The 13,439-nt window shown below is 32.1% G+C and carries 8 protein-coding genes; 6 read left to right on the top strand and 2 right to left on the bottom strand.

Annotation, left to right across the window (positions count from 1 at the left end):
* Nucleotide 1 precedes the first annotated feature (1 nt).
* From ACODST_RS22150 to ACODST_RS22130, 5 genes are all read left to right on the top strand, one after another.
* On the top strand, nt 2–520 hold the full coding sequence (locus ACODST_RS22150) for a hypothetical protein (RefSeq protein WP_488934267.1): 519 nt from the start codon (nt 2–4) through the stop codon (nt 518–520).
* Nucleotides 521–766: 246 nt separating this feature from the next.
* A complete protein-coding gene (locus ACODST_RS22145; protein ID WP_488934266.1) occupies nt 767–982 on the top strand; it encodes a hypothetical protein in 216 nt (71 codons plus the stop codon).
* Nucleotides 983–1,216: 234 nt separating this feature from the next.
* Complete coding sequence (locus tag ACODST_RS22140) at nt 1,217–1,441, top strand: hypothetical protein (protein ID WP_488934265.1); 225 nt, start codon at nt 1,217–1,219, stop codon at nt 1,439–1,441.
* A gap of 131 nt (nt 1,442–1,572) precedes the next feature.
* Entirely contained in the window at nt 1,573–1,740 is a 168-nt protein-coding gene (locus tag ACODST_RS22135) for a hypothetical protein (protein WP_488934264.1), read from the top strand.
* Nucleotides 1,741–1,750: 10 nt separating this feature from the next.
* Complete coding sequence (locus ACODST_RS22130; RefSeq protein ID WP_488934263.1) at nt 1,751–2,332, top strand: hypothetical protein; 582 nt, start codon at nt 1,751–1,753, stop codon at nt 2,330–2,332.
* Nucleotides 2,333–2,562: 230 nt separating this feature from the next.
* Here ACODST_RS22130 and ACODST_RS22125 read toward each other — a convergent pair whose 3' ends face one another.
* Nucleotides 2,563–4,173, bottom strand: a complete 1,611-nt coding sequence (locus ACODST_RS22125; protein ID WP_488934262.1) for a serine hydrolase — start codon at nt 4,171–4,173, stop codon at nt 2,563–2,565.
* A gap of 466 nt (nt 4,174–4,639) precedes the next feature.
* The gene (locus tag ACODST_RS22120) at nt 4,640–5,542 is read right to left on the bottom strand and encodes a Fic family protein (protein ID WP_488934301.1); all 903 of its coding nucleotides are present in this window, start codon (nt 5,540–5,542) and stop codon (nt 4,640–4,642) included.
* Between the two features lie 617 nt (nt 5,543–6,159).
* Here ACODST_RS22120 and sov point away from each other — a divergent pair.
* Nucleotides 6,160–13,269: a T9SS outer membrane translocon Sov/SprA gene (gene sov, locus ACODST_RS22115; RefSeq protein WP_488934261.1), complete on the top strand. Its 7,110-nt coding sequence runs from the start codon at nt 6,160–6,162 to the stop codon at nt 13,267–13,269.
* Nucleotides 13,270–13,439: the final 170 nt, after the last annotated feature.

The following is a 13,439-nucleotide window of genomic DNA, read 5'->3' as shown; positions in this document are numbered from 1 at the left end:
TATGTTACTAGAAAATAAGTTATTTTTGGGAGTATTAATAGGTGTAAACTTTCTGTTTTACCTTCTTTATTTAAATTTTATATTTACAACTTACCTGTTTTTTTTAGTTGTTATTTGTATTTCTATTATTTTTTATTTCATCTTTTTAAAACTAAACAAAAAGAAAAAATGGATTACTGATTTAAGTGTCTTTAATTCAATTATTATAATTTATGCTTTTTCTATTCTATTTAGCACCTTATTTATGTCTTATAATTTTTTCTCTATTAGTAAAGTTCAGAATAAAGACTATATAGTAAGTATAAAAGGATATTACACAAGGAAAGTTGATGGTGTAATATTTGATTTTCAAGGAAAAACTTTCGATAGACCATTTAATATTGTTAATAAAGTTTCTAAAGAGGAAAGTGAGAAAAAAGGGTTCTATAAAAAATACTCTTTAAAATTAAGTGTAAAAGAATTTAACTTTAATATGTACTATATTGATTCAATTCAATTAATTGATAAAGCATCAGATTAGACAAATGTAAATTATTGTGGTTAAGTAATATTTATTTTCCCAGCCCAGCTCTCCGAAGTGTTCACCTGAAAAGCTGGCAAATGTCACTGACTTTACGCAATTTTTTTTAGTTATTAGAATTTTGATACATCTCAAAAGTCTCCCGACTTTTTCCTTTCATGCCTTGTTAGGATTTTTGTATTATGAACTTTTGTTTTAATGTTAGAGGCTTTAAGAGGTATATGTTTTTAAGTATATTTGTTTGAAATGGCGCAAAGTCATGGACATTTACGCAACATTGCGAATAAGACTTTGCGTATCAGGGGTGATTTATTGAAATATAGGGCAGAAGGGAATGATGAAATTCTGGTTAAAGTACAGTATCCTACAAAAAATCATTCGACAAATGGCGGGACAGAGATAAAAAATACTCCTCCGTCTGCAACCGCTTCTCCATCAACTACTGGTACACCAACAAACTAATAAAAAAAATGAAAATTTTAATTGTAGTAATTCTAATTCCTTTCTTTAGTTTTTCACAACTTTTAGAGGTCAAAATGCAAAAAAAAAGAATATAATGTCAAAGAGGATATAGTTTTGAATGTCAAAAATAATGATAGCAAAAATAGATTTTTGAATGTTCAATTAGAAAAATATGATTGCAAAGAGCATATTTGGATATTATATTCGAAAGATGTTTTTTCTAAACCTTTTACAATGCCTTTAGAACTCACTTTGATTTCGGAAAGAAATGCAATTTTAGATTTAATGTTTAAAATTGAACAGCCGGAATTATTAGATTCTCCTAAATACACTAAAAAGAAAAATGAATCTATTAGGGAAAATTCGAAAAAAGGAAAGTTTAGCGTAAAAGTGATGAATGGATACGATGAATTCAATAAAAATGAAATATCGTATTCGGATGACTTTATAATAAAGTGATAAGTCTTTTTGACGAATTAAAAAAAGATTAATTTACCCTGCTCCCTCAGGAATCCTTTCATGTGGCGTAATGATAATCTATAGAGAATAGCCAAAAAAAACTCGTATGCTGTGAGGTTTTTTTATATTTTATGATAAAGCTTATTGCTTCTGTACCGACACAGCAGGTCATTTACGCTACGCCAGAGTTTACAGGTGCCCCGTACCCAAGTGAAGCCATAAAACAGGTAGAAGAAAACCAGGAACCACCGGAAAAAGCGGTTGATGAAGGTCAAAAGAAACTAAGAGGTGCAGCATAAATTTAAAAATATGAAAAGAAGAGAAAATAAAGTAAACAGCAAACTAACAATCGTAGATTGGTTTAAGTTAACAGGATTTGTATTGGTTTATTTTTTGTTTGTAAAATCAAAAGATGTCATTATAAATTATCCTTATTGGCTATTGTTTACCGTATTTGCAATTCTGTTAGCAAGTTGTACTATTCTGCAATTAAAAGAGATACTGAAACAATATAGTAAGCTTGAAAAAAAAGATAAATATTTGTTACTAGGAATACATATCTTTAAAATAGCCGTAATCGCATATTTTGTTTCAGGCATAATTTTAATTCCATTCAATTACTACAATATTTACAATTCAAAAAAACGCCCTTCACTATTAGAAAAATGTGAAATAACAGGCATTTCCACTTATTCAGAAAACAGAACTATCTTTTACAAATTTAAAGGAAGAATAAATGTTCAATATGGTTTTAAGCCAATAATGGAAAGTATTAAAGAGAACAATAAATTTGAAGACTATTATTTTGCAGCTGAAGTAAAAGGAGGCTTGTGCGGCACATACATACTTGAAAACTGGGATATAGTTCAAAAGAATAAATATCTTTTTTAATTTAATGTTACAGTAAATTAGTTAAAACGAGTATGATTAAAAGCGATAGAAAATACTAAAAAACCAAGCAGAAACTACCTCAAAAAAAGAGGCGCAACAGCCTCTTCAAATTCTTGTAACTCATTTATCGAAAAAAACATGTTTGCAGAATTTCAGCGGTTCCGTTCAATACCGGCTTCATTGTTCATGCTATACGCGGCAGCGAATCCTTTCGCTGTTACAGGCTGTTTTTAACTTTTCTTGAAAATTTTGTATTTTGGTTTTTCGTAATCAGTTATGTCCAAAACAATATCATAAACACCGGTTAAAATTTCTATATTATTTCCTTTTGGCATTATACCGTCGCTCATATCTTTTCCAAAATTTAAAGTCCAGTCGTCATTAAAACGAAATTTAAACTCTCCTGTTTTTAAAGTCACATTTTTAATTGTCCAAATTCCTTTTGTTTCAGTTTCAAAAAGTTTTGCATCAGGACCTTCCCAGCCTTTTTCTGTGGCACTTCCTACAATTCCCCAGGAAGGAAATATTTTTTTTGCTTTTTTTAGTTGATTTCCTACATGAAAACTTAAAGACTGTATTTCTGAAGTGTTGTTTCTTTCAAAAATTACATCACCCATTAATTCTTCAGCGTAAAATAAATTTTCTTTTACAGGATATAGAATAGTTGTGGGTCCGTTTCCACTTTGCAATTTTAATTTATTGTTTTCAGTTGTAAGGTAAACTACAAAATTGTCTTCTATTTGATAAGTTCCCTCATATTGATTTAAAGTTTCTGAGCTCATGTTGGCTACAACTGGTATTTTATAATCTTTATTGTATAAATTATACAAAGTTTTCATTATAGCATAAGTGGGAGTGTCTAAACCTCTTTCTGTATTTGTAAGCAGTATAATGCAGATATCATCTTCGGGAATTTGAACAAAATTGCTGCAAAAACCAGCTCCATAACCACTATGACCAACTGTCATTTTTTTAAACATTGGCCTTGTAATCCAACCATAGCCATAATTGTTTTTGAAAGGTGTATATGCTTTTTCTAAACTTTCTTTGGAGATAATTTTGTAGTTTTTTAGGCCATTATAATATTTGTTTAAATCTTCAACAGTTGAGTATATTCCACCAGCTGCAAAAGGCATAGGCGGATCATAAACAATCGATGGTTTTTGTTCTTTTTCAGAAAAAATCTCATAGCCAGTGGTTTTATTTTCACTTTTTAGATTTTTAAAAGCAAAACCACTTTGCTTCATTTTCAATGGTTTAAAGATGTATTTTTCAACTGCTTTTTCGTAACTCATTCCAGTAACTTTCTGAATTACATAGCCTAGAAAATAATATCCTGAGTTAGAATAACTCCAGTCAGTTCCAACTGGAAAATCCAAAGGTTTTGTTTTTTGAAATTCAATAAATGATTTTTCCGTTTGGTCTTTCATGTCATTTCCTCTGGTATAGTCATAAACTCCAGCGGTATGGGTTAGCAAACTTTCAATTGAAATAGCACTTGCATCGGGATAATCCGGATAGAACTTTGAAAGTTTATCCTGTAATGAAAGTTTTTTTTCTTCTATTAATTTTAAAATTACCGTTGCTGTAAAAGTTTTTGTAATGGAATATATTTGAAAAATGCTGTTAGCGTTATTTTCTTTTTTTAAATCGACATTTGATAATCCATAACCTTTATTTAGTAAAGTTTCTCCTTTTTCAGAAATAAAAACAGAACCGTTAAATAGATTTTGTTGATCGTAAAACTCAAAAAGTTGTTCTAATTTTTCTTTCTTACTTTGTGCAAAACCCAATTGTGTTATAAATAATAAAATAAAAGTGATGGATTGAATGGATTTCATTTTTTTGATTTTGGATTGAATTCTAACTAAGGGTCTGCCTTTTGTGACAGTTGCGTAAATTTATAATAAAAGATTACAAATAAAAATCCTTAACTGAATTTTCAAGCAAAATTCGGAGCACAAGCTAAGCTAACAATTGCTGGCAGCTGGCTTTTACTTTTTCAAGTTCCATTTGGTTATTTGTTCCAGAAATTATCCATTGATTTTAATCTCACTTAGTATCAAAAAGCAGCATAAAATAAAAAAACCTGCAAATCAAATTTACAGGTTTTGTGGGAGAGCAGGATTCGAACCTAAGGCTGGAAACCCGCACATTTCCTGCGTTTCTATTTTTAATAACTTGTGTTGCCATTAAAAATAAAACTGTTAATTTTTAAGTGTTAATGTTTTGTTTTTTAATAAGTTGTTTTGTTTTTTGTTGCTGTAATTCTTTTGGAGGTAAATTTAATTGTTTTGTCCTGTTTTTTTACCTGTATTTTATCTCGAAATAATTAAGTATTGATTTGTAGTTATCCTGAGCAGTGAGACAGGTGTCCATCAGATATTCTTTTACATTATTCCACTCCTGAAGCCCTCTGTAATAAAATAATTTAAGCTGTTCATCTATTATGAATGGCACTATATTGTTGGCCAGGCATTCCTTAAAAATGATTAATCGCCCTACACGGCCGTTTCCATCCTGAAAAGGATGTATAATTTCGAATTTATGATGAAAATCGATAATGTCTTCGATACTTTTATTTTTAATGACATGATAATCCGACAATAGTTCTTTCATCTTTTCAGCAACCTTTTTAGGAGGACAGGTTTCATTGCCTCCAACTTCATTTGGCATTCTTTTATATTCCCCAACATTAAACCAATCTTTTCCGCTATCAGAAGTTCCAGACTTTAATAAAAAATGAAGTTCCTTAATAATGGATTCGGTCAGCTTATTATTTGCTTTTTCAATAATAAAATCTATACAACGAAAGTGGTTGGAAGTTTCAATAATGTCATCTACGTTTAGACTTTCTTTAGATGCCCCAATTGTATTGGTTTCAAAAATATATCTCGTTTGATCATGGGTTAGCCTGCTACCTTCAATTTTATTCGAATTGTAAGTTAAATCTATTTGCGTGCGGTGGTAAATACCGCCTTTCAACTTCATATTCTTTTGTTCTTTCAGAATGTCCAGTAAAACATTTGCACTTCCTTTTTTATTTTCTTTTTGTGAAATTACGGCATCTTCAGGAATATTCCACGTTTTACCGGTTAGGAAAACCCCTTTTAATTTTCCTGTAGAACAATAATTGCGAACCGTCCTCTCAGACAGATTCAATTTTTTTGCAAATTCGACCACTGAAAGATACTTCATGTTTTTATATATGATTCCGTTATCGGCAAATATAAGTTAAAATTTTGCGTGAAATTTTTTTTTTTTTGCCGATACAGAAAATTTGCTAAACCAAACTCTTGTTCAAAAGTTAATAACTCACGGATTTTATACAATGAAAAACAGCTTCCTTTATTATAAAGTTTATTTAAACCGCCTTAGCATTTTGTGGTAAAATTGAAACCAGCTCCATTATTTTTGTTTAAGTTCTAGCTGCAAAAAAATAGTCGAACTTTCTGTCTTCGACATTATATTTATGTAATGTTTTTGATTCCTAATTAACAGGTTTAGCGATTTAATATTATTACCATGAAATCCTTTCATCGACCATACTCTTATTTTTGTATAGTCAAAATCTTCATACTTCTACTTTATTATATTATTTAGAAGCTAAATCTTTCCTTTGGCAAACAAATGGACAAAATCTGCTAAGAAATACTTTTAAAAGTAAACTGCAGAGTGTTCTAAATTCTGTACGCCTATTATAAAAAACTACTTCTGGTAATATTCAAAATGAACCATTTATAAAAGACAATTCCAATACATATGGGAGTGTTTGTTTTATCTGCATTCATTTAAAACAATAAATAAAGACTGCCGGAATATGGTACATGAAAAAAAAAATACTCTTTATTTTTCTATTTTACTATTCTTTAATTTCAAATGCACAAATAGTTCAGGACACAACTAAAAGTGGATTTGATTTAGGAAAGATAAAAATTGATAATCCTAAAAGTATTCTGTCAGGCTACACCTATGACCCTTTTACCGATATGTATGTTTATACCAGTTCGGTTGATGATTTTTCAATAAATTATCCTCTTTTTCTAACTCCTGCAGAGTATGAAGCTTTAGTTTTGAAAGAATCAAGAAGGAATTATTTCAGACAAAAAACGGATGCTATCGATGGCAAAAAGAAAGATACAGAAACGGCAAAAAAAGATCTGCTGCCAAGGTATTATATTAATTCCGGCTTTTTCGAATCCATATTCGGAAGTAATACAATTGATGTAAAACCAACCGGATCTGTAGAAATGGATTTAGGTTTGTTGTACTCGAAACAAGATAATCCTGCACTTTCGACCAGAAACAGATCAAGCCTTACTTTTGATTTTGACCAAAGGATAAGTCTTGGTTTAGTTGGAAAAGTTGGAACCAGATTAAATGTAAATGTTAATTATGATACACAGTCTACATTTGCGTTTCAGAATTTGTTCAAATTAGAATATACGCCCGATGAAGATGATATTGTTCAAAAGGTAGAAGTAGGTAATGTGAGTATGCCTTTGAACAGTACTTTAATTACCGGAGCACAAAATTTATTTGGTGTAAAAACAGCTTTGCAATTTGGAAAAACAACGGTTACCGGGGTTTTCTCTCAGCAAAAATCAGAAACTAAAAGTGTTAGTGCTCAAGGCAGCGGTGCCGTTCAGGAATTTAATTTATATGCACTGGATTACGATAGTAACAGGCACTTTTTTCTTTCGCAGTATTTCAGAAATAAATACGATGCTTCTCTTAAAAATTATCCTTTAATCGACAGCCGAATCCAAATTTCGAGAATCGAAGTCTGGGTAACCAACAAACAAAGCCGTGTTAATACAACCACAAACAATTTAAGAAATATTATCGCCATTCAGGATTTAGGTGAATCACAATTAACCGGACTTACAGATGATCAGGTTGTGGTTTTAAATCCTTCAGCGGGAATGTTTAACAATTTAGCAGATTCTCCTTCAGACAATTCAAATAATGATTATGATCCTGCGCAAATAAAATCCGGAAGCGGTTTATTGAATAGTAATATTCGCGAAATAGCTACTTCAAATTCGGGTTTTAATGTTACGGTAAAAGAAGGCCAGGACTATTCAAAACTTGAAAATGCCAGAAAATTAACTTCAACGGAATATACTTTAAACAAACAATTGGGGTATATTTCTTTAACCCAGAAGCTTTCTAATGATGAGGTTTTGGCTGTTGCGTATCAATATACTTCCGGCGATCAGGTATATCAGGTTGGAGAATTTGCCGGCGATGGAGTGGATGCCACGACGTTGACAAATTCTGAAACGGTTACAACACAAAGTTTAGTCGTAAAAATGCTGAAAAGCAGTTTAATAAATATCAAGAATCCGGTGTGGAATCTGATGATGAAAAACATTTACCAAATTCCAAATGCGTATCAAATTACGCAGGAAGATTTTAAATTTAATATTCTCTATACCAATCCTTCTCAGCTCAATTACATTACGCCTGTAACTGCTTTTCCTGCTAATCCTTCAGATGAAAACAAAGTTGCTGAAACGCCATTGTTAAAGGTTTTCAATATGGATAGACTGAATTCGACAAATGATCCGCAGGATGGAGGAGACGGATTTTTCGATTTTGTTTCCGGAATTACAATGGATAGTGCAAACGGACGAATCATTTTTACAACCAAAGAACCTTTTGGAGAGCTGATTTTTAAAAAGTTAGCGACAAGTTCTGCTGAAGATTATAACAATACAACCTCTTACAATGCCAATCAGAAAAAATACGTTTTTAGAAGTTTGTACAACAATACACAGACGGGTGCTTTGCAGGACAGTGATAAAAACAAATATTTACTAAAGGGAAAGTATAAGTCGTCTGGTTCCGACGGAATTTCGATTGGCTCGGCCAGTGTTGCAAAAGGATCCGTAATTGTCACCGCTGAAGGGCGGACTTTAACAGAAGGAATTGATTACAGTGTTGATTATCAATTAGGAAAAGTACATATTCTCGATGAGGCTTTATTAGCCTCAAATGCCAGTATTACGGTAACATTAGAAAATAATTCTGTTTTTGGACAGCAGACCAAAAATTTTATCGGGCTGAATATTGAACATAAATTTTCAGATCAGTTTACAATTGGCGCGACCTATTTAAAATATACCGAGAAACCCTATACACAAAAATCGGTATATGGTCAGGAATCTGTCGACAACACCATTTTTGGTTTAAATACTGCTTTTTCAAGCGAAGTACCTTTTTTTACCAGATTAGTTAATAAACTCCCAAATATGGATACTGACGTTCCTTCTAATATTTCGATACGAGGTGAAGTTGCTGTTTTAAAACCCAATACTGCAAAAGCAAGTAATTTTGAAGGCGAATCGACAATTTATATAGACGATTTTGAAACGGCTGCAACAACAATCGATTTAAGTTCAGCCTATTCCTGGAGTCTGGCTTCAACACCAGCAAACAATACTTCGAGCCTTTATAATTTTGGAGAAAGTGCCAATGATTTAAGTTATGGTTTTAAAAGAGCAAAGTTGGCCTGGTACAGTATAGATCCCGTTTTTTATACCTCTAAACCTTCCGGAATTTCAAATGACGACCTTTCCCTAAACTCAACCAGAAGAATATATAAAGAAGAACTATATCCAAACACGGAAACTGAAACTGGGCAGACTCTTGTTGTGAGTACATTAGATTTAAGTTATTATCCTTCAGAAAGAGGTCCCTATAATAATTCACTCAATTTTGCCTCTTCACCAAAAGAAAATTTTGGAGGGATTATGAGATCCTTAAATTCAACCAATTTCGAACAGGGAAATATTCAGTATATTCAGTTTTGGATTTTAGATCCTTATGTTGGAAACGGAAAAACAAATGCCGATAATTCAGGAAAACTATATTTTAACTTGGGAGAAATTTCAGAAGATGTTCTTAAAGACGGCAGAAAACAATATGAAAATGGTCTTGGAACAGATCAATTAGTAGTAACGCCACGCGGAATCTGGGGCGATGTTCCGGCTTCGCAATCACTTACGTATGCTTTTGATACTGACAGCAATAACCGTTCGAATCAGGATATTGGTTTAGATGGTTTAAAAAACAGTCAGGAAGCTCAGATTTATACTAATTATGCTTCAGAAACCGATCCCGCAGCAGATGATTATACTTACTATCTTAATACTGAAGGGAATGTATTAGAAAGGTATAAAAAATATAACGGAACCGAAGGAAATTCGCCAGTAAGTACAGACGATGCGAATAGAGGTTCTACTACATTACCTGATGTAGAAGATATTAATGGGGATTTTACCATGAATACAATCAATGCTTATTATGAATATAGTATTGATATGAAAGCGAATATGGAAATTGGACAAAATTATATTACCGATATCCGAAATACGCAGGTTACTTTGGCAAACGGAAATACTACAGAAGCGAGATGGATTCAGTTTAAAATTCCGATTTCTCAGCCCGAAAATACGATTGGGAGTATTTCAGATTTTACTTCAATCCGTTTTATGCGTATGTTTTTGACGGGTTTTAGTCAGTCGGTAACACTTCGTTTTGGTTCTCTGGATCTTCAGAAAGGCGATTGGAGAAATTATACCGAAACACTGGACAGTAATGATACTAATACCGAGGATGATAATACAGAACTGGATATTTTAGCCATTAATATTGAAGAAAATGATGGTAAATGTCCCATAAATTATGTTTTGCCGCCAGGTGTACAAAGAGAGCAAACGTACAGCAGTAATACTTTAATTTATCAAAATGAGCAGTCTTTGGGATTGAAAGTTTCGGGAAAAGGTTTAGAACCAAACGATTCGCGTGCGGTTTATAAAAGTATAAGCATGGATATGAGGCAGTATAAAAAGCTCAAAATGTTTCTGCATGCTGAATCATTAACAAATCAAACATCACTTACAGATAATCAGATGAGCGCTTTTATTCGGTTAGGAAATGATTACAACGAAAATTTCTATCAAATCGAAATCCCGTTAAAAGTAACGATTCCTTCTGGTTGTTCCCCTTTGAGCTCTGAATTGGTCTGGCCTGAAAGCAATGAAATCGATTTGTCTTTGTCATTACTTTCGCAGCTCAAAATGCTTTCTAAAAAAATAGCAGCTGCCGATTTACCTGCTGATGGAATTTATTATCTGGACGAAGACAATGAAAAATTAGATCCGTCATTAAGCAGTAAAACCAATAAGTTACGATTGGGAGTAAAAGGGAATCCAAATTTAGGGTATGTCCGAACCTTAATGATCGGAATTAAAAATAACGATTCGCATCAGGATATTAAAGGTGAAGTTTGGTTTAATGAACTCCGGCTAGCTGAAATGGATAATTCCGGCGGAATGGCGGCGGTATTAAATATTGACACTAACCTTGCTGATTTTGCTACTATTTCGGCAACAGGAAAAATGAGTACAATAGGTTTTGGATCGTTGGAACAAACTTCACTCGAAAGAAGTCAGGAAGATGTACAGCAATACAATTTGCTGACCAATGTAAATCTTGGAAAATTATTACCCAAAAATTGGGGCCTTAATCTGCCTTTTAATTATGCCGTATCAGAAGCCGTAATTACGCCAAAATATGATCCAGAAAATCCTGACATTACATTAAAAACAATGCTGGATACTGCAGAAAGTGAAAAAGAAAAAGAAAGTATTAAAAATAGAGCGATTGATTACAGTAAAACTAGAAGTATCAATTTTATAGGAATTAGAAAAGAAAGAAAACCAGAACAAAAAGCACATATTTATGATATTGAAAACTTTACATTCTCTCAGTCTTTTAATGAAACCTTCAATCATGATTATGAAAGAGAAAGTTATGTAGATCAAAGAACTAATACAGCATTAAATTATGATTTTAGTACTCAGCCAAAAACTGTTGAGCCGTTTAAGAAATCAGAATTCATGAAAAAAAGCGGTTATTGGAAACTTTTAAGTGATTTCAATTTTAACTTTATGCCATCAAATATTACCTTCAATACCAATATTTTCAGACAATACAACCAACAGCAATTTCGACAAACAGATATTGAAGGAATCGCTTTAGATCCCTCTTACAGTAGAAATTTTGAGTTTAATATTCAATATGGCATTACTTTCAATTTGACTAAATCATTAAAATTAAATTTTACTTCCTCGACCAGTAATATTGTAAAAAGCTATTTAAATAGTGATAACGAACCAATCGACGGGTTTAAAATTTCGGATAATTATTTTAATCTTGGGGCATCGAATAAACATGTTCAAAAACTGGTTTTAAACTACGAAATTCCAATCAACAAGATTCCTGTTTTTAGTTTTGTAAAAGCCAGCTTCACTTATACAGGAGATTATAACTGGCAGCGATCTTCTGAAGCATTGACTAAAATTGAAGTAGATGGTGTCAATTATAATTTAGGCAATACGGTTCAAAATGCTGGCGCAAGTACTTTGAATGCTTCATTTACTATGGAGACTTTGTATAAATGTTTAGGGATTTCTCAGACAGGAAATAATAAAAATGCGTCCCAAAAAATGACTACACTAAAACCTGGAGAAAAAATTGTAAAAACAAATAAACCAGAAAATAGTACCAAAACCACATTTGTAAAAAGTCTTTATGGGATATTGACAAGTATTAAAAATATCAATTTAAACTTTAGTGAGAACCGCGGAACAGTTTTACCAGGATATCTTCCGAGTTCAGGATTCATGGGCTTCTCAAAACCAACTTTGGGATTTATTTTTGGAAGCCAGCGAGATATTCGCGATGAAGCGGCAAGAAAAGGCTGGTTGACAAATTATCAGGAATTCAATCAAAATTATTCGACTTCTAAAAACCAGATTTTTAAAGGAATTGCCAGTATAGAATTGCTTCCGGATTTAAAAATTGATTTGCAGGCTAACAGATCTTATTCTGAAAATTTCTCCGAACAGTTTGATGTAAGTAATGGTGAATATAATTCGAGGTCTCCATATACTTCGGGGACTTTTTCGGTTTCAACATGTTTAATAAAAACAGCTTTTTTTGCCAGTGATGAAAATGGATCTGAAGTATTTGAAAAATTTAGGAAAAACCGATTAACAATTGCAAACCGGCTTGCCGAACGCAGAGGGATTAATTTAAATAACAGTGCCAATATTGGCACAGATGGATTTCCTTTAGGTTATGGAAGCACTAATCAGGCTGTTTTATTAGCTTCTTTTTTAGCTGCTTATACAGGAACCAATGCGAATGATGCTGCTTTGGGGATGTTTAGAAATTTCCCCATTCCAAACTGGTCTTTAAAATACAATGGTTTAATGCGTTACAACTTTTTCAAAGATACTTTCAAAAGGTTTTCTCTACAACACAGTTATCAGGCAGCTTACACGGTAAATGCTTTTAATTCCAATTATAATTATGCTAAAAATCCAAACGGAATGGACGACAATGGCAATTATTTCAATCAGACTATTACATCGAATGTGAGTTTAACAGAGCAATTTAACCCTTTTATAAAAGTAGATTTTGAGTTAAAAAACTCTTTTAAACTGCTGACGCAAATAAATAAAGATCGTACATTATCTATGAGTTTCGATAATAACAATTTGACAGAAGTAAATGGAATAGAATATGTTGTAGGTGTTGGTTATCGAATTAAAGATGTGATTTTCACTTCAAGATTAGCAGATAATCCCACAAACATTATAAAAAGCGATATTATTATCAAAGCTGATTTAACATTGAGAAATAGTCAAACTATTATACGTTATCTTGACTATGACAATAATCAATTGGCTGCCGGACAAAAAATATGGACTTTAAAAACCACGGCTGATTATTCGTTAAGTAAAAACTTAACAATGATATTCTATTACAATCATTCGTTTTCAAAGCCAGTTATTTCAACTTCGTATCCTTTAACGACCATTAGCTCAGGTCTTACAATACGATATATCTTTGGGAATTAATTACTAAAAACACCGAGTCAAATTTAAACAGTTTTAAAATTTACGTTCGGGCAGTTCTTCCTCTAAAGATTTAAGTTCATTAAAGTGAGAACAGCTCTTGGCTGATTTACAAGCTATATTTTGATGTAATTTTTTAAACCTTCAAAATATAAAACATCATCAATCTTGAT

The sequence above is a fragment of the Flavobacterium sp. FG19 genome (assembly GCF_057809475.1).
This window is presented reverse-complemented; position numbering and strand designations above follow the sequence as displayed.